This window comes from Peribacillus sp. QJM3NY_7 (genome assembly GCF_056173225.1).
Genome location: NZ_CM149663.1, coordinates 3044313 through 3063054 on the forward strand (window position 1 = coordinate 3044313; position 18742 = coordinate 3063054).

Here is an 18742-nt window from a genome sequence, read left to right on the forward strand (position 1 = left end):
CTTTAATGTATTGAAGGCATAAAAAACACGCTGCAATAAATATAATAATATTCCCTGAAAGATGAGCCCTGAATAATTTCATGGATAAAAAGGTATATTGGTAAGGAAGGAGTGAGTTAGAATTGGATGGTCATACAGTGAAAAATATTTTTGATGATACAGGATATCTTTTTTTATATGATAAATTCAGTTATCATTTTTATATATCCGGATTGTTCGATGTAGTGGAACAAGAAAAAGTAATCTCGGATTTTTTAAATTCTTATAGCTTCGATGATAAAAACCCTCTCTTTTTTGACGACTTTTCCTACTACTTTAATTGCTTTCATTATTCACACCAGAAACAAAGGATGATGAATTACTTGAAAACCGAGTATGACGAACATATTTGTTAAGTAGTATAAAAGGCCAGATAAACTGTCAAAACTATTCAAAAAAAGGTAAGAGTATAATCGTCCCTTACCTGAGACTATAGGCAAACTTGATTAAAATTGAGTTTGCCTACAGTTTTTTCATGGTTGTACGATTTAGATGTTGATTTCCGCTCCAGGCACACGCTTTCCGCGGGCGGTCCGGGAATCCTCCTCGGCGCCTTTGCGCCTGCGGGGTCTCCCCTGGACGCGTTTTTCCCGCAGGAGTCTCGCACCTTTCTCTCCAATCAACTTTGGTTTAACTTTTAGATAATAGTAGTCTACAAACCGTCGCTCCCTTGTCTATATGATTGGACCAACAGTTTTTTGCCTATACAATTGGGGTGTTGATTTCCGAACCCACTTTGTCTACATACTGGGGTAAGTGCCCCTTAAATTCCCCCCTGTTATTCTTCCTTTCTTGCTGCCATATTCATGTTCGCTTCGGCTCGCTTGATTCGCGATTTTTTCTCTGCATCGACGAGCTATATCACCCTCCCTCACCTGCGTAATCCTTGGCTTTCCAAGCGACTCACGATATCCATTTTTATCCCAAACGTCTTTATTGGTGGACGTTACGATAATGAGTCCCACTTTAGCTAAGTCGTTCGAGGCTGCCCACTGTAACTCCTAGGGAAACTTTTCACGGTTTTTATAAATTTCCTCGACTGTCTTATGTGAGAATTAAAGAATATATATGGTATATGATTATCCATTAATCCCAAGTGCTTCTGGGAGAAATTAAACCTAAAATTGTATCTTTTCCGTAAGGTGTTAAGAACTAAGGTTCTGTTCAGAAAACCTAAGTTTCTTAACACATTTTAGCTGAAGGATTTATGAGGATTTTCCTCATCTGTTTATGTTCAATAACTCATACATTTATATATGATCAGTTAATATGACAAAGATAAGTTTCAGTACATATAAGACAGTCTTAGCTTATAGAAATCGGGCTTTTTTATGTCGAAATTGCTAAATGTTGGTGGGGCCCCTTTTAGTAAATTTTCATATTTGAAGAGTTATTTCTTATAAAAGAATGTATGTGTACTCATATGAAAGGTATCTGCCAAGATGAGATTCAATTAATCGGATCAAAATGTGTAACCTTCATATTCTTAAAGATCGCTTTGCCGCCCTCGGAGAAGAGAGTAATTCCCTTATCTTCGGCATGAGGGAATATTAAGTTTGAATAAGCAACCTTTCCATCATCCACAAAAACTTCAATACTCGTTTTATCGACGAGAATCTTTAAATGAACCTTCTTCTTACTGACATCAAATGGTGCAATACTTTCAACCAACTGATTCGTTTCGTCAGGTTGATCTGTGAATACCCGATTGACATAAGAGTAATTTCCTTCTGCAGAGATGCCTACGTCAACGTGGCGTTTTTGATCATCTGACTCCCTGAGCCTAAATCCTGCATTCTTAAAATCCGACCATGAGAGATCCGCCTCTATTTGATAGGCATCTCCTTTAAAATCAAGTGTTTCCGAGCCATCCACTTCGATTTTATTAAAAGAATTCGTTGAGCTTATCAATTCTTTTAATGCTTCAGAAGGCTGTGAAGAAAGATAATACTTATTCTCGCCTTCACGCTTTAGTTCAATTTGACGGACGATCGAATCCATTCCGTTAAACCCTTCTTTTAATGTCGGCGTATTGTTGGCGTAGGCCCAGTTATTCATCCAAGCGAGGGCATAGCGTTTGTCTAATTTGTCACTTGCCTTGCCATCTTCAAACGTTACTCCGCCATACCAATCGAAACCGTAGTCTAGCCATTGCGGTTCATTGTTATCTGGAAGAAATTCCGTTCCATTAAACGTTCCTGTCCAGTATGCATAGGTGTTGGGTTTCCCTGCTGCTTTTCCGTTTGCACTGACGCCCAGCACCCACTTTACTGTCCCGTCATCAGCGCGGATCTGGTAAAGGTCAGGGCACTCTAAAACTCCAATGTTCTTAGTGGAAAAACTGCTCGTATAGCGCCAATCTTTCAGGTTATAAGACTCATAAAAACCTATTTTCGATCCTTCGGCCATGGTCATGACCCATTTTTGATTCGTGTTATCCCAGATGATTTTTGGATCTCTAAAATCCTTCGTTCCTGGATTTTTCATAATAGGCTCGTCACTGTAAGAGGTAAACGTATTTCCTTTGTCCGTACTGTACCATAGAAATTGTTCTTGTTTCTGGCCATCCTTAGATGGTTGTGTTACGATCGCCACAAAAGCCCCTTTTCCAAACCCAGCTGTATTTTCCTTGTCAAACACGACTGACCCTGTCCATGGATCCCCATTTTGATTCGTATATTTTGGAATGGCAATTCCTTCATCCTTCCAGTGAATCAAATCTTTAGAGGTGGCATGTCGCCATTCTGTACCATTGCCATCCGGGTAATCTCCATTATAAAGGTAAAAATAATGATAATTTCCTTCATAGTAAAGGGGCTTCTGTGGATCGTTTTTCCAATGATCAGGAGAAGTAAAATGATAGGCAGCCCGGTATGAGTGCTTTTCTACCTTATTTGGCGGATTAGCTTCTTTTGTTTTATAAAATGAATGAATCAAAATTCCTGTGCAAATAACCATCCATAATCCAAGAAAGAATAATCCAACCATCTTATATTTCTTTTTGTTCACTTAAACTCACCACTTTTCTCTTTTAAAATAGAAAAAAGAAAATGCCAAGTTTTCCTGACATTTTCTTTTTCTTTTCATTGGGTAACTACTTAACCGTAATCTGGCCTTGTTCAAGAATACTGTCTTTTACTACCGATGTTTGTTTCCCTTTAATGTTAAGCTGGAAGCTTGGGGCAAAGGTAGATTTATTGTCTTCAAAATAACCTCTGTTTGTCATGTAGCTTGTCACTACAACATTATCACTGCCAGCCTGCGGGATCGCATAGTGTGCATAGTTCCAAGTGATGTCATATGGATCTAGATCCTGATGCAGGACGATGCCCGTTTTATTTAATGGTTTATATGGGCCAGTTAAGGAATTTGACGTGTAGCCTAACATGTAAATATCTTGATTATCGATTCCATCAATGGTCATTTTTGATCCTCTTGAACTTGTGAATAAATACCACTTGCCGTCCTTTTTAAAGATGTTTGGACGTTCGATTTCATCTGTGACCGTATTTGAAACAATCAATGGCTTCATTTCTTTTTTCAATGTATAATCGTCGTTTACTTCAATGATTCCAATTGCACCGTTTGCAAGTTCAGCTAACTCTTTTTTAGGGCTTTGCAAAAGTTTGTTTTTCTCACCCTGGAAGAATTTATTGCTGTTGCCATAATAAGCTCTATTGTATAGCGATTCTTCGCCTTGGTAGCCATATTCTGTACCCGTATTTGCTTCAAACACAAGGTATTTGCGGCCGTTGTCTTCTACATAGTGAGGGTCTCTGAATGTATGATTATCAGCGGAATTTCCGTCCTCTACAAATTTATCTACAGTTTGGTAGTACTTGCTGTCTTTGCCTTCATAGATGGATTTGTAATCCTCAACACCATCCACTTTTAATGTTTCAGAATCTGGCTCTGAAAGGTTTACTTGAGCGGTTGTCAAGGTTTGTTTCCCATAATTCCCTGACTCAGGTTTATACGGTTCACGGTTTGTATAGAATAAGCGAACTTCCCCGTCCTCAGTGAAGGTTGCAGAACCTGACCACTCTTCGGCTTGCTCTTTTAGGTAAGGATCATTTGGAACGTTTTTATCATTGTCATCAAATACTCTTCCAGCATTCTTCCAAGCATCAAGGGAGTTGTCGCCCACTTTTTTGTAGAATATGTAGATAAACGTATCACTCGCGTTTTTAGGATCGCCTGCCAATCCAAAAACGATATGATATCCTTTGTACTCTGCAACAGTTCCATCAGCGTTTTGCAATGGCCATGTATCCCACACATCTAAATCAATGGTTTCGCCTGATTCCGTTACTTTTTTGGCAGAAGGGATGTTTTTAATTGTGGATTCGTCAAACCTAGGAACGGCATATCTAGTATCACCGTGCTGATTAATCATATCTTTCATAGCTGATCGAGTGATTTGTGAAGTATCGTACGTTTCTTTGTAATCCGCCGGATCCTTTGGAGCTGCAAAGGATTGGGTAACAGTACCGCTTAATAGAATGCCAGTACTAAGTATTCCTGCTGTTGCCTGTTTGGCAAGCCTGCTAAAGTTCATAAATCTTCCTCCTCGTTTTATGTGTTTGCTAGTACAATAGAATTATAGGCGATTCCTGAAAAGAGAGGTATGCCACATATTGATTGGAATTTAGTCGTATATTGATATCGCAGTTGTAAAAGGCAAAAAAAGCCCCGGCAAGAGGCTATTCCTTCGAAAACCTCTCCCAGGACTTCTGATATTCATTGAGCAGCTGATTGCGGTTCAGCTGTTTCCCGACATAGAGCTGAGTCGCGGCTCCGAATTCTTCCCTAATTTCAACAGGGAAGTGAAACCAGTTAGATGGGACGGTGTTCCCATCTTTGTAATTTCGAAGTGTTTCTTCTGCGAGCGGCCCTATATCATCAGTTTTAATGTTCTTAAACGCAGGAATGAATTTGAATTCTTCCGTCATGAACCGTTTTCCTTGTTCTGACAACACCATCCAATTTAAAAATTTCTTGGCTTCTTTTTTCTTTTCAGGAATGGACTGTTTATTTACGGCCCAATAATTTGGAACGCTGACGACAAGGGCTTCCTTTAAAGGTCGGTCATTAATCGGAATCGGCATAAAACCGATGTTCATGTCAGGCGAAGCTTGATCGATCATCGGCTGAATCCAGTTGCCTTGCTGAATGATGGCTGCTTTTCCGGAGGTAAACAGATTCACTTCCATTGTATAGTCCGTAGACAGTGGATTATCGTTTCCGTACTTTATGGTGAGGTCCAGCAGGGCAAGGAGATCCTTAAATGTTTGATTGGTACTGATTTTTTCCGTTCCGTTATTTAAATTTCTTATAAAAGCATCAGTATCCTTTTGCTGGGCAAAAGCAACATTCATTAGATGGTCTCCCAATTTCCAGTCTTCATAATAGCCTGTTGCAAAGGGAGTAATGCCTGCATTCTGCAGCTTTTCGGCAGCTGCTGTCAATTCAGAAAGAGTGGCGGGCTGGTCAGTAATGCCGGCTTGTTTAAATAGATCCTTATTATAGATAAAGCCATACCCTTCAAGGTTAACCGGCATTCCGTAAATTTTCCCGTCCAATGTGACTGGCGTCAGGGATTCTTTGTATGCTTGATTAATCCAGGGCTCCCCTGAAAGATCCTCCAGATAGTTCCGCCACAGCTTGGCATTTTCATAGCCGCTGTTTGTAAAGATATCCGGACCAGTGCCGGTCGCCATTTCGGCTTTTAGGTTGGCGAGGTCATCCATTGCCCCTCCAACAGTATGTACCCTGATATTGACGTGAGGATTTTCCCGTTCATAAGCACGCGTCATTTCTTCAAATTGAGTGGAGATTTCCACTTTCGGATTCCTTAAATCCAGCGTGATTTTCCGCTCTGTCTTTTCTGTTTTTTCTGGTGGGGCTTCATCCTGACATGCAGAAAGAGGCAGGCTGACGGCTCCGATTAACAAAAGAGATAAAAACCTGTTTTTCATCATGTCACCCCTTTAGATTCATGTTGATCGTTCTTGTTCCTGAACTCAAAAGGCGTCATGCCGACGACCTTTTTAAATAGCTTTGAAAAGTAGATTTCATCTTGATAGCCAAGCATGGTAGAGATGGAATAAATGCTTTTGTCTTTTTGTTTCAGCCACGACTTTGCTTGGCTGATTCTAAGCTCCGTGATGTATTTGGACAGGGTCATTCCGGTTTCTTGCTTATACTTTCTTGAGATATGCTCGCGGCTTAAAAAGAAAACATTCGACAGCTTTTCCAGACTCAAATCCTCCATATAATACATGTCAACATAGGAAACCATGTCTTCCATGCGGCGAGCGGCATCTATTTCATCCAGACGGTGGATGGATCGGAAGTTTTGTTCCTCGAGCTTTTTCTGCAGAGCCTGAAACGAGGTCCTGATATCCGATAAAGTTTCGACCTGCTCTTCAGTTACAAGCCTTACCGGGATATCGAACTCCTGGCTGATCCATTCCTCAACGGAGAGCCATTGATCGCGAATGGTGATAACAAGGCAGAGGTTAAGATCCGTCTGCAGGGAAAACGCATTTCCTAATTTGCGGTCCGTAAGCTCATCTGAAAGCTTTTGGATATAGAGATCCGGATTGTGCATCTGGTAAAAGGAGAGCAGCGTCAGCATATAGCCCTCCGATTCAGGAAGAAACTCGGCCAGGCTGCTTGAATCCGAACGGTCCCCCAGACATATCGCAGTGGCTAACTGGTTTCTCCGCAGTTTTTTCACATCTTCCAGCACTTCAGCATGTTCAAAGTCATCCTTCCAGGCTTGTACCGATTTTTCCAGTGTATGATTGAACGCCTCATACTCAATCGGCTTCAGCAGGTAATCAAAGCTGCTGTGCTGAATGGCTTTGCGCATATAGGAATAATCGTTATAACCAGTAATGAAAATAACTTTCCCAGGATAGGAAATGGAATCCAGCCACTCAATCAGTTCGATTCCGCCCATACCGGGCATTTTCACGTCTGTAAAGATAATCTCCGGGCGTTCTTTTTCAATCAGTGATTTTGCCTCATGGCCATTTTTGGCTTCCAATAGCTTGGTGATGCCGTGAGTTTCCCACTGGCCTAAATGGCGTATGACGTCCCGCACATTGAATTCATCATCGACAATCAGTGCTTTCACCGTGTTCATCTCCTTTCCTGAAGTAAGTCTTTATCATTCCCAAGGGGCTCTTTATCGGGATCCTCATGCTGACGGAAAACCCCAGCCCGTCATTCGAATCTACTTTCATTTCTGCACTTGGTCCATACCCTAGAAGCAGCCTGTCACGAATATTCTTCAGGCCTATATGTTCATGCGAATAAGTCCCTTCGTAAGGGGGTGTATAGATATGTTCCCGTAGTGTCTGAAGCTCTTCTTCCGTCAGACCCGGACCATCATTCTCAACAGTAAAGCACAGATCGTTTCCTTGTTTTTCCCCGTTAATGGACAAATGAGCGTTGCTGTACCCTTCCTCATACGTGTGTTTAAAGAAATTCTCTGCCAGGGGCTGCAGAATCATACTTGGAATAGTCATGTCCAAAATGGACTCATCGATATTGACCGAATAACTTACATTTTCACCAAAACGCTCTGTTTGAAGGGAGAGGTACGCTTTTGTATACTCAACTTCATCCCGAACCCGTACCCATTGATCTGCCTGCATTGAGTAGCGCATCATTTTGGACAGCGAAGTCAGCAATTGATAGACCTTTGGTGCATTCGACCTGAGGGCAACAGCGCCGATGGATTGTAAAGCGTTAAACAAAAAATGAGGATTAACCTGTGATTTTAACGCCCTGAACTGGTTCTTCCTGTTTTCAATTTCAAGCTTATATTCACGGTCAATGTGGGAATTGATCCGGTTCATCATGTCCTTCATGTGGGACTCCAAATGGCCAATTTCATCGCTTCTGGTATCATCAAAAGGGACATTCATATTTCCGCCTTCAATGGAGCGGACTTTGCTGCTCAGCCTCGTAATGGGACGGGTAATCCTATTTGAGATAATGCCTATCATCAGCAAACCCAGTATTCCTACGCCGATGCCGACAAGGATATTGGTATAGGCAGTTTTCCTGACATCTTCATATAAAGCCTGACTCGACATGACCTTAATCAATTTCCAGCCGTTCAGTGACCCTGATAACTCTTTTGATAAGAGAATATCGTCATCATGCCGGCTCCTATTCCCGTCAAGACGTTGCTTTTCTTCGGCAGGAAGAGGTTTTCCAATCAGGGCACGATCATTTGCATACATGACACGATCTTTTGAATCAATAAGCAAAACTGAAGATGCGTCTCCCTGGACAAGGTTATTGCAAATGCGGGCGTATTCGCCCAAATCAATATCGATTGTAATCATCCCAAGAAACTTTTTAGAAAGAACGTCTATAATTTTGTGGTGAAAAGTCATCACCATCGTTTTGTCCGATTTTGGAACAATGGCTGCATTATTGTAATTCTCAAGAGGGTGGGGCGGCTCAATCAAATATTGTGAGTCAGATGTATACAGCTGTTTGATCGGGTCCCGGTTCAGAAAATCCGGCTGATACCTGTGTGTGCTGATCATTGCATTATAGACAGTAAATGACTCATTGTTTTTAGCAATATAGAAACGGATTTGCCGGAATTCGTTTCTCATTAGATAAAAGGTTTCGAGACTCTTTTCCATGGTCATAGGGTTGAAATATATGGAGTCTTCGAAGCCGTTTTTAAAAATCCGAAACAGATCAGGGTTGCGGTACAGAATATATGGAAAATCAATCATGTCGTCAAAATACTGCTCCAGTTCATCCGCATTCTTCTGAAGCTGCTCCCGGCTGTTTTCAAGTTCATACTGCTCCACACTGTTTTTTGTGTAAGTGTAGATGAAAAAAACGGACAGGAAATAGGGCAGAACGATGAAAATCAGCAGCATGATCAATAAACGGCTTTGTATGCTTTTCAAAGGAGGCACCCCCTTTCGCAGAAGGCTATTTTTTAGTCTGATCTTATCTTCTCACTTTAGCATCCTAAAACTATATCAAATCAAAAAACCAAGTCAATCATGCTTAAGTAGGATTCGTGTAAGTGCATGTATCGTTATATTTCGCAGTTCGGGCTTATATTATGTTCCAATTTGCGCTGCGCCAGAGATTTGAAGATGATAAGGCAAACACAAAAAAAGCTGAAGACATCTTCAGCTTTTACAAAAATTATGCTTTTTCTCCTACTCTTCATTAACAAAAACATTAAATAAGGAGCCCCTATTAAAGCGATCATAATCCCCGCAGGTATGTCTTTGGGTTCAAGTATGTTTCTTCCGATAGTATCTGCCACAAGCATCCAGGCGCTGATCAGAATCGCTAACGGCAGGAAGAGCTGATTTCGAGGTCCGACCAGAGCTTTTGCAAAGTACGGACCCTGAGCCCGACAAAGGCGCTGCCTCCTGTGACAAAGACAGCTGCTGCTGCTGCAAGCGAAACCGATGTCAGCAACAGGATCGCCCTTTTTTTCAACTGATACACCTAAGCCTATTGGCATAGGTACACTCAACCCAAAAAGATTCAGCCGAGTCGCTTTGTACAGTGTAAAGGGGATGAGAATAGCAGGTCTGCACCCCATATGTTCCCTGACAGCCAATTTGTAATAAAATCCACCTTTTGTCAATCAGCAGATGAAATAAGGACAAGCATCAGACCTGAGAGGACCACAGAAAATCCCACCCCTGTTAATACAAGTTTGACTGGCTGCATTCCCGCAGTCCGTCTTCGTAATTGTCACAAGAGGTGGTAATTCGATGGCTTCAGAAGGTTTCAAACAGCAACAACATCATGTAACTTGTCGTAACTTTATGTAAAGCATTCGAAGCTTCAATAAAGTAATCATTGTCTAATTCGAAACCAATAAAGTTCCGATTTAGATTTATAGTAGCCTGCCCTGTTCATCCTGAACCCATAAAACAATCCAATACTGTTTCCCCTTCATTGGTTATAGTTACGAGAATAAATTAATTAACTAAGTAACTATATTAAGGCAAAATTTATCTTCCATTTACATTAACTTTAGAAGATATTCGTCAAAATATGATGAATTATGAAAAGGATATGTCTGGACTATATTAGTATGGGGAACGGCTGTAGGGTTTTATACAAAGTATAAATTTCCTACAAGTATGCATTTGAATATCGAAGATTCTATTAACACTTATAGGAGTAGCTGTTAGTTTAAATAAAATAATTAAATAAACATTCACATAAATATAACTTTAAAACAAATCGAATAATTCAAAGTAGAGATAGAATTGATAAACAGTTGATAGAGAGACTGAAAGAAGAAAAAGTCATTCACTCTTTCAGTTAAAGCACGGTCTCGATGCAAGGATGGAAATAGGAAATAAATACAGAAATAAACCTTTACCACTTTGGGCAAAGGCTCCTTTTTTGACGAGTTTCTTCTATTAACTAGGAAGGTATTAGACTGCCTTTTTCCTTTAGAAATACATTTATAACAATTAAGGTCAAGTACATCTCGGGGTGCCCTAGATCTGCTTATAGCTATAATACTGTATATATCACAGCTAACTTTTTTATTAGCAAAACCCCAAAAATGCAATTGCAGTTAACAAAAAGGGTATTGAAAAGTGTAGAATTATCCAATCAATCCCTGATATCAGTGTAATAATAATGGCTACGAGTGATTTATACTAAAAGTTAGCAACACTCTACTTCTGCCTCATATTAAGAGTTTTCCTACAACCTTATAAAAAGAAAGACTGCTCCTCCTTCTCATTTGAAATAGGATCGTCATTACTTTATTAATCTTTTAAAAATGTTAGTAACGCTTCATTAAATTCTTTTGGATGAGTTGCGTTTAATCCATGCGGACCACCCTTTATTAGAGCGAGCTTACTACCAGGAATGGAATCATATGTACGTTTTCCACTTAACTCAAAAGGTACAGTTGCATCAGAGTCACCGTGAATAATAAGAGTAGGTATATTGAACTTTTCCAAGTCCTTTCTAAAATCTGTCTTACTAAAGGCCGTTATACAATCGAGCGTACCCTTAGGTGAGGCACTGGCTGCGATATCCCAATTATATAAACGGAATGGCTCACTAACTAAATCTGTTTGATTACCCGCCGCGAAAAATCCCTTCGTAAATTTGTCAAGAAATGCAAGGCGGTCATTTATCACGCCACTTTTGAATTCTTCAATTGTTGCATCATCTAATGCTCCTTCAGGATTATCCTCTGATTTGTATAAATAAGGAGGAACTGCTCCAGCAAAAACAGCCTTTTCAATACGATCTGTTCCATACGTACTAATGTATCGAGCTACCTCACCTCCACCCATAGAAAAACCAACAAGTGTGACATTTTGAAGATCTAAATGTTCTAACAGTTTATGTAAATCGGAAGCAAATGTTTCATATTCATATCCTTCCCATGGCTGGGATGACTTTCCGAATCCTCGACGATCATATGTTATGACTCTGTAACCCGCTTCAATAAGAGCTGGCACCTGATATTCCCAAGAGCGTCCACTTAAAGGCCAACCATGTATTAAGACAACAGGTTTCCCTGAACCCTGGTCCTCATAATAAAGTTCAATTGGAGCATGATTTTCATTACCTACAGTAAATTTTGCCATATAAATTTCCTCCCATGAATTAAACCTATATTCTTGCTTCTCTAAAAAAAACTCTTCACTCCAAAACATTTAACATATTTTTTGCAAAATGTTTATAGGATTATTATATTCCCTACTATCGAAATTGTAAAATTATTCAAAAAATATCAAATCAACTAATATTATTAGATTCAATTTATTTAAACCAAGGTGTGTAAATTATTAAAAAATATTGAAAAAACTAAACTGAAAAATCGAATTAAAGATTTCTAAGCAACTGCAATTGGGGTAGGAATCACAGCCCTTCCTAAAACATCAAGGCTTATTTATCCGATTTCACTCTGCGAATTTTAAGTTATTTACAAAAAAATTAATTTGTATTTCTAAAGTTTAAAAGACTCTACGATACCAGTGAGCCGCAGCTTCAACTTCATCAACAGTCAATTGATGCCCCCTATTTTCCCAATGAATTTCAACTTTTGCATTAGCCTTTTCAAATAAGGATTGAAGTTCAGTAGATTCCATCGGCGAACATATAGGATCATTTTTACCAGAAACAATAAATACTGATTTTCCTGACAAATCAGGAAGAACAACTCCTTTTCTCGGTACCATCGGGTGATGGAGACTGGCTCCCTTTAATGCATTTTGAAAGTGAAATAATAAACTAGCAGCTATATTAGCTCCATTTAAGTATCCAATGGCAATCATGTTTTCTCGATCAAAATTATACTTTGCAGCAGAATCATCAAGAAACTCATATAATTCTTTTGTACGGAAAATCAGATCTTCCTCATCGAATACACCTTCAGCTAATCTCCGAAAGAATCGAGGCATTCCATTTTCCAATACATTTCAGCGGACACTTAGCACTGAAGCCTCGTCATCAATTCTTCCCGCTATAGGTAATAAATCTAATTCATTTCCGCAGTACCATGTAGTAATAATAACGTTGGTTTCGTTGAATCTTTACCCTTATTAAATATATGTTTCATGATTGATCTCCCTCCAGAACGCGAACTTCCACATTAGGTAAGGCTTCTTCTAATTCTTCTCGGTTTGGCTCCAGCCAGGATGGCAACATCAGTTTACTTCCAAGCTCAGCGACAGCTTCATCAACGGAAAAGCCTGGCGGATCTGTCGCTATTTCAAAAAGGATACCGCCTTGTTCATGGAAATACACAGCTTTGAAGTAGTTTCGATCACGAATCTCAGTCGGATAATACTCCTTATCTTGAAGAAGTGTTCTCCATCTCAATAGATCTTGGTCATCCTTTGCCCTCCATGCGATATGGTGAACAGTTCCAGCCCCTTTTAACCCGCGAACCGAAGGAGTTAGCTTAATATCAATTGTATTTCCAAACCGACCATCCGATTTAAACCTAAGGAAGCTCGCTTCTTGCCCAAGACATTCGAGCCCTAATACGTTTTCAAGCACATTTGCAGTTTTATTAGGCTGAGTTGAAATTAATATAGCTCCACCAAACCCTTTAATTGCAACCTCTGAATCGACTTCCCCAAAACTCCAAGTATTTTTTGGCCCTTCATTTCGTTCCACTAATTCAATTTCGAGACCATCTGGATCTTGAAATTGTAAATATTTTTCTCCAAAACGTACTGATTGAATAAACCTGATTCTAAATTTCCCCAAACGATTTTCCCAAAATTTAATCGAATGATTCGGGATTATAAAACTGGTTACTCCAACCTGTCCTGTTCCAATTCGACCTTTTAACTGCTTTGACCACGGAAAAAAAGTTATAACAGATCCAGGTTGACCAGTTTCATTTCCAAAATAAAGATGATAGACTTCTGGACGATCAAAGTTTATCGTCTTTTTTATAAGTCTTAACCCCAGTATGCCAGCATAAAAATCAATACTTCTTTGGGCATCGTTCACCATTGCTGTTATATGATGGATCCCTGTAGTTTTTTGCAACCTCACCATTCCCATTCTTTTCATTACTTTGATCAAGAAATTAATTAGGTCTCTCTATGGAAAAAATCTCACCTAACTTTGCTTAATTTGTACCAGCTAACCAGCTCACAACCCTAATTCTCTTACCTCAAATGGTAATAAACTTTGTTTAATCTGCCCTCTAGACTGTTCATACTGCTCTGGCAACATTAATTTTTCTCCCATCGTCGCTTCAGGTTCATCGTGAGCAAATCCTGGAGGATCTGTTGCAATCTCAAAGAGAATTTCCCCGTGTTCTTTAAAGTAAATCGCATTAAAATAGTTTCGATCTCTTACAGGAGTTACCCCATATCCGTTTTCCTCAACATATTTTTGCCATTCCAATTGGTCTTGATCATCCTTTGCCCGCCATGCAATGTGGTGTACGGTGCCAGCACCCATTGTCCCGCGTCCTATTGCCGTTAATTTTAAGTCAATGATATTGCCAATTTCTGCTGAAGAACGGTAACGTGCAAAGTCGCCATCCTTGCCGATTAATTCTAGTCCCAATATGTTTTCTAGCAATACAGCCGTTTTGTCAGGATGGGTCGATAATAAAGTAGCACCTCCAAAGCCTTTAATAGCTACCCCAGGTGTTACCCCGCCAAAGGTCCATGCATTTACTTCCCCTTCTTCCCTTTCAACAATTTCCAAGTGTAGCCCATGTGGGTCATCAAATTCCAAGTATTCCTCGCTAAAGCGCTCTCTTACAGTAAAAGGAATATTGAAGGATTCCAGTCTTTTTTTCCAGAACTTCATAGCTCCTTTTGGAACAACATATGATGTAACGCCTACTTGACCATCACCAATTTTCCCTTGACTAGCTCCTGCCCATGGGAAAAATGTCATGATTGTTCCTGGTTTTCCACCCTCATTACCAAAATAAAGATGGTAGGTACCTGGGTCATCAAAATTGACAGTTTTTTTCACTAAACGTAAACCTAATACACCTGCATAGAAATCAACATTCTCTTGAGGATGACCAACTATTGCAGTAATGTGGTGAATACCCATCGTTTTTTTACTCATTTTATTTTCACTCCTCTTTTTATTTCTGGTTAGACACTAACCTTAAAAAAGCATCGCCAATTTGTTGATAATTGTATATGCGACTTTATGGGTGTTTTTTCCTTTGTCCAAATTTTTTTATTGTCTATAAATATTGGATCTTTAATTTTATTAAAAAAAGAAGCATGGAAATTATTCACAATACCCATTTTTATTTCAATCAACTTATGGATAAACTGATTCAATATCAAATGGAAGTAATACCAATATATACAAATAAACCAGCACTATAGATTGATACTGGTTTAATTGATGCTTTTATTTATGTAGTTGTTAATTTAGCATAGATGATGAAAAACAGGGTTAATTGTCCTATTATCACAATATTTGGTACTACTACAACCAAATTAATAACAAAAAAGACTGGTAAAATCCCTAAAAACAAGCAAAAATGATAAATTTTCAAACGGTGTTGTTCAAACCTGTATTGATGAAAAACAAGTGGGCTGTATTAGTCGGAACCTTTTCTAAACACTTTCTTCCAAGCAGTGGGATAATATCGATAAGAATTCCGAAAATACAACACAGCATACCGAATCCAAGAATCAAAAAAGACGGATAATAATGAAATAACGATTCCAATCCAAAAATATCTTCCTAGAAAGAGTGCTCCTTTCTTACGAACTCCTGCTCCTATCCGCTGGACAATAAGATATTGGATCGCAGTCACGGCCCTTAACCGAATATAACCTATTAGAAAGATAATATGGATCAAAATCAGCTGACAAGCTTGATGTCATTATTAGGACAAAAACATTTGCAGGATCAAAAAGATTCGTTAATAAAATAAATCTTTTCCGAAACGGTTAAAAAGATGGTTTGCCTCTCCCTAGCCCACCAGATCGGAATGAAAATTAAGACGAATTTCACTAAATACTCTATATGGATATGACCATCTTCAACATGAAGTAAAACATGAGTTGCCACCGCAACCGCCGCCACAAACAACAAATCATAAAATAGTTCTAACAACGCAACTTTCTTTTTTTCCATTTCTGCACTCCCTCCAATTTTTTTATAGTTAATAGTACGTTGGAAATATATGGTTATTCGAAGAGGGAATAATATAGACATAGTCTATTTGCCATAGCTTGCAAACACAAACCAATAATAAGAAAACTAATGAGAAACCCTTACATCCTAGATTATTTGTACTAAACACCTCATTAAATTAAACAGTTTGATCATTAGGCATAAAGCCACTTTTTTTACGTTGGTATATCATGGTATGATGAGGTGATTTTAACAAAGGAGGAAATATATGACAAAAACTATAGGCCTTATTTGTGGTAGTTTACGAAAAGACTCTTATAATCGAATCATTGCTCAATCATTAACAGAGATGGATGATTCCCATCAATTTCGTTGGATCGAGATAAATAATCTACCTTTGTTTAATGAAGACTTAGAAATAAGTGTTCCAGAAACAGTGACATCATTTAAATCTGCTATCCAAGACGTTGACGGTATCATTATTGTAAGTCCAGAGTACAATTCTGGAATTCCAGGCGTATTAAAGAATGCATTGGACTGGGCATCAAGACCCCGGGAATCCGCAGTTCTTAGCAGAAAACCGGTTGGCCTAATCGGAGCAACTCCTGGGGGGTTAGGTACTGTTTATGCTCAGATGCAAATCAGAGAAATACTAGAAACTATGCAAGTTCATGTTCTTCCATTTCAAAAAGTACTGATTTCTCAAGTACATGAAAAGATTGATTCCGATCAGAAAGTGCTTACTGACGAACAAACAAAACGTTATCTTCAGCGTTATTTACAACAATTTATAATTTGGATAGATAAAACTCTTGTTTTAGATAAAGAAGTAAAGTAAGCATTTTTAAAAATAAATCTGACGTTTTTTCTGATTTCCAAGAAAATTATTGGCATAAATATAAGTTTAGTTATAAAGTGATTGCGGAAATTGAAGAAATTTATGGTAAATAATCCAATGTTTAAACTTTCTTCATTACTTTAATTTAGGAGGAATACATAATGTCTGATCTCTATTCTCGTATTAATAAAGATGAAGCTGTCGTTCTTTTAGTGGATCATCAAACTGGCCTTATGGCTGGACTTGTTCGTGACTATGGTGTTGATGAATTTAAGAACAATGTTTTGGCTCTTGCTCATACTGCTAAGTTTTTTGATTTACCAGTTATTTTAACAACAAGCTTTGAAAACGGACCTAATGGACCACTTATGCAGGAATTGGTTGATCTTTTTCCTAACGCTCCAAAAATAGCTCGTCCTGGACAAATTAACGCATGGGATAATGACGATTTTGTAAAAGCAATCGAAAAAACTGGAAAAAAACAACTTATTATCGCGGGCGTAGTTACGGATGTATGCGTTGCCTTCCCTGCACTTTCCGCAATAAAAGCTGGGTATGAAGTTTTTGCTGTTACTGATGCTTCAGGAACTTTCAGTAAACAAGTTGCAGAAGCTGCCAATACGCGTATGGCACATAGTGGCGTGCAACTAATGAACTGGTTTAGCGTAGCTTGCGAACTACAACGCGATTGGCGCAACGATGTCGAAGGTTTTGGCAATTTGCTTGCTAGTAATCTTCCAGGTTATCAAAATGTAATTGGAAGCTATATGGGAGCTCAGCGAGATCTTAGTAAACAAAATGCATAAATTTATTCCTAAGAACTAGCTATAAATCAATCACTTTTTTTAAAAGTGGATCGTATAAATTTAGCGCTGATTTAATCAGCGCTCCTTTTTAAATTAGAAGTATAGCAAGGCTTTTATTTTTTCGATTACAGCTGAAACTAATAATTGCCTTTTAGATGAAACAATTTTAAAAAAGGAGTGTTTTATTATGAGTAATTTAGAATTGTTAACTCCGGAGAACAGTGCATTAATTTTGATCGATTTTCAGCCTCAAATGACTTTTGGAGTTGCAAGCATTGACAGACAAACATTAATGAATAACGTTATGCTACTTTCTAAATCAGCAAAAGCTTTTAATGTACCCACTATTCTTACTACAGTTGAAACACAAAGCTTTTCTGGTTATTTTTGGCCACAAATCCTTGACATATTCCCAAACCATGAAATTATAGAACGTAGTTCAATGAACTCTTGGGAAGATTCAAAATTTGTTGAGGCAGTTAAAGCAACAGGTAGAAAGAAATTGATATTTGCAGCACTTTGGACTGAAGTTTGTCTTGCATTCCCTGTGCTTGAAGCAATTAAAGCTGGCTATGAAGTTTATGCAGTTGATGATGCTTCAGGTGGCACAAGTTTGACAGCACATAACGCTGCTATGCGTCGTGTAGAACAAGCTGGAGCAATTCCAGTGACAGCAATTCAAGTTTTACTTGAATACCAACGTGACTGGGCACGCAAAGACACTTATGATGCTGTTATGGAAATTGTAAAAGAACACACTGGCGCTTATGGTCAAGGCGTGGAATACGCATATACTATGGTACATGGCGCGCCTCCAAGCAGGAAAATATGAATCAAGAAAAAGTAACTGTCGGAGAAACTCAAACAGGGAACTCTATGGATGCCGGTGGTCCAGTTACAACGATTGTTACATGGGAAATTCAAGAAGGTAGAGAAAAACAGTTTGAAATGTGGAGACATGAAATTGAAGCTGCCGCCACTAAATTTCCAGGGCATTTAGGCGTAAATCTAATAGTCCCCAATAACAGATCCAGAGAGTATACTGTTGTTTTTCGCTTTAATACGTATGATCATCTTCGTGCTTGGCAAGAATCAGATATTCGTCGAGATTTGTTAAAAAAGGCAGAACCATTTCAAGCTACTAATCCAACTTACAAAACTGAAAGCAGTTTGGCATATTGGTTTGTTACTCCGAAAACGCCAGTTCCGCCGCCAAAATGGAAAATGTCCATTGTTACCGTTCTTGGTGTATGGCCTCTTAGCATGTTGGTTCCTATAGTGGTAGGACCTGTTATAAAAAATATGAATCATATTATGTCAACTTTTTTTGTTTCGGTATGTATAGTGTCTTTGCTATCATGGGTATTAATGCCCGTTCTCGGTAAAATATTTCATCCATGGTTACAGAATAATAGGAAGTAAACGA

Annotated in this window: 13 protein-coding genes and 4 pseudogenes; 5 read left to right on the forward strand and 12 right to left on the reverse strand. The window is 38.8% G+C overall.

Annotation, left to right across the window (positions count from 1 at the left end; all coding sequences use genetic code 11):
• Positions 1–122 precede the first annotated feature (122 nt).
• The gene (locus AC0VX1_RS14530; protein WP_057277415.1) at positions 123–395 is read left to right on the forward strand and encodes a hypothetical protein; all 273 of its coding nucleotides are present in this window, start codon (positions 123–125) and stop codon (positions 393–395) included.
• A 425-nt stretch (positions 396–820) separates the two neighbouring features.
• Here AC0VX1_RS14530 and AC0VX1_RS14535 read toward each other — a convergent pair.
• The 12 genes and pseudogenes from AC0VX1_RS14535 to AC0VX1_RS14590 all read right to left on the reverse strand — a co-directional run.
• Positions 821–1082, reverse strand: a pseudogene (locus AC0VX1_RS14535) (flotillin family protein); the annotation flags it as partial.
• Between the two features lie 406 nt (positions 1083–1488).
• On the reverse strand, positions 1489–3048 hold the full coding sequence (locus tag AC0VX1_RS14540; protein WP_475467677.1) for a glycoside hydrolase family 32 protein: 1560 nt from the start codon (positions 3046–3048) through the stop codon (positions 1489–1491).
• Between the two features lie 85 nt (positions 3049–3133).
• Entirely contained in the window at positions 3134–4597 is a 1464-nt protein-coding gene (locus tag AC0VX1_RS14545; RefSeq protein ID WP_098936807.1) for a glycoside hydrolase family 68 protein, read from the reverse strand.
• 145 nt (positions 4598–4742) lie between these two features.
• A complete protein-coding gene (locus AC0VX1_RS14550; RefSeq protein WP_475467680.1) occupies positions 4743–6017 on the reverse strand; it encodes an ABC transporter substrate-binding protein in 1275 nt (424 codons plus the stop codon).
• Complete coding sequence (locus AC0VX1_RS14555; RefSeq protein ID WP_413024320.1) at positions 6017–7183, reverse strand: response regulator transcription factor; 1167 nt, start codon at positions 7181–7183, stop codon at positions 6017–6019. The genes AC0VX1_RS14550 and AC0VX1_RS14555 overlap by 1 nt, the downstream gene beginning before the upstream one ends.
• On the reverse strand, positions 7161–8990 hold the full coding sequence (locus AC0VX1_RS14560; RefSeq protein WP_413010186.1) for a cache domain-containing sensor histidine kinase: 1830 nt from the start codon (positions 8988–8990) through the stop codon (positions 7161–7163). Before AC0VX1_RS14560 ends, AC0VX1_RS14555 begins: the two co-directional genes overlap by 23 nt.
• Before the next feature lie 266 nt (positions 8991–9256).
• Positions 9257–9789: pseudogene (locus AC0VX1_RS14565) on the reverse strand (FecCD family ABC transporter permease); the annotation flags it as partial.
• 1049 nt (positions 9790–10838) lie between these two features.
• Positions 10839–11675, reverse strand: a complete 837-nt coding sequence (locus AC0VX1_RS14570) for an alpha/beta fold hydrolase (protein ID WP_098186430.1) — start codon at positions 11673–11675, stop codon at positions 10839–10841.
• Positions 11676–12044: 369 nt separating this feature from the next.
• Positions 12045–12649, reverse strand: a pseudogene (locus AC0VX1_RS14575) (alpha/beta hydrolase).
• Complete coding sequence (locus tag AC0VX1_RS14580; protein ID WP_475467683.1) at positions 12646–13593, reverse strand: ring-cleaving dioxygenase; 948 nt, start codon at positions 13591–13593, stop codon at positions 12646–12648. The pseudogene AC0VX1_RS14575 and the gene AC0VX1_RS14580 overlap by 4 nt, the downstream one beginning before the upstream one ends.
• A 105-nt stretch (positions 13594–13698) precedes the next feature.
• On the reverse strand, positions 13699–14640 hold the full coding sequence (locus AC0VX1_RS14585; protein ID WP_475467685.1) for a ring-cleaving dioxygenase: 942 nt from the start codon (positions 14638–14640) through the stop codon (positions 13699–13701).
• 301 nt (positions 14641–14941) lie between these two features.
• Positions 14942–15672: pseudogene (locus AC0VX1_RS14590) on the reverse strand (low temperature requirement protein A).
• A gap of 268 nt (positions 15673–15940) precedes the next feature.
• On the opposite strand from AC0VX1_RS14590, the gene AC0VX1_RS14595 reads away from it, so the two are divergent.
• The 4 genes from AC0VX1_RS14595 (at position 15941) to AC0VX1_RS14610 (ending at position 18738) form a co-directional block, all read left to right on the forward strand.
• Positions 15941–16510: an NADPH-dependent FMN reductase gene (locus tag AC0VX1_RS14595; RefSeq protein WP_328144168.1), complete on the forward strand. Its 570-nt coding sequence runs from the start codon at positions 15941–15943 to the stop codon at positions 16508–16510.
• A 161-nt stretch (positions 16511–16671) separates the two neighbouring features.
• On the forward strand, positions 16672–17316 hold the full coding sequence (gene ycaC, locus AC0VX1_RS14600; protein WP_098864717.1) for an isochorismate family cysteine hydrolase YcaC: 645 nt from the start codon (positions 16672–16674) through the stop codon (positions 17314–17316).
• Positions 17317–17503: 187 nt separating this feature from the next.
• Positions 17504–18148: a hydrolase gene (locus tag AC0VX1_RS14605; protein WP_106027448.1), complete on the forward strand. Its 645-nt coding sequence runs from the start codon at positions 17504–17506 to the stop codon at positions 18146–18148.
• Positions 18145–18738 (forward strand): antibiotic biosynthesis monooxygenase, encoded by a 594-nt coding sequence (locus AC0VX1_RS14610; protein WP_475467688.1) that lies wholly within the window; start codon positions 18145–18147, stop codon positions 18736–18738. The genes AC0VX1_RS14605 and AC0VX1_RS14610 overlap by 4 nt, the downstream gene beginning before the upstream one ends.
• Positions 18739–18742: the final 4 nt, after the last annotated feature.

What these genes read in the sequence shown, in the direction of transcription:
- AC0VX1_RS14545 (WP_098936807.1), bottom strand. Translation starts at nt 4,597, where the DNA reads ATGAACTTTAGCAGGCTTGCCAAACAGGCAACAGCAGGAATACTTAGT.
- AC0VX1_RS14550 (WP_475467680.1), bottom strand. Translation starts at nt 6,017, where the DNA reads ATGAAAAACAGGTTTTTATCTCTTTTGTTAATCGGAGCCGTCAGCCTG.
- AC0VX1_RS14570 (WP_098186430.1), bottom strand. Translation starts at nt 11,675, where the DNA reads ATGGCAAAATTTACTGTAGGTAATGAAAATCATGCTCCAATTGAACTT.
- AC0VX1_RS14585 (WP_475467685.1), bottom strand. Translation starts at nt 14,640, where the DNA reads ATGAGTAAAAAAACGATGGGTATTCACCACATTACTGCAATAGTTGGT.
- AC0VX1_RS14595 (WP_328144168.1), top strand. Translation starts at nt 15,941, where the DNA reads ATGACAAAAACTATAGGCCTTATTTGTGGTAGTTTACGAAAAGACTCT.
- ycaC (WP_098864717.1), top strand. Translation starts at nt 16,672, where the DNA reads ATGTCTGATCTCTATTCTCGTATTAATAAAGATGAAGCTGTCGTTCTT.
- AC0VX1_RS14605 (WP_106027448.1), top strand. Translation starts at nt 17,504, where the DNA reads ATGAGTAATTTAGAATTGTTAACTCCGGAGAACAGTGCATTAATTTTG.
- AC0VX1_RS14610 (WP_475467688.1), top strand. Translation starts at nt 18,145, where the DNA reads ATGAATCAAGAAAAAGTAACTGTCGGAGAAACTCAAACAGGGAACTCT.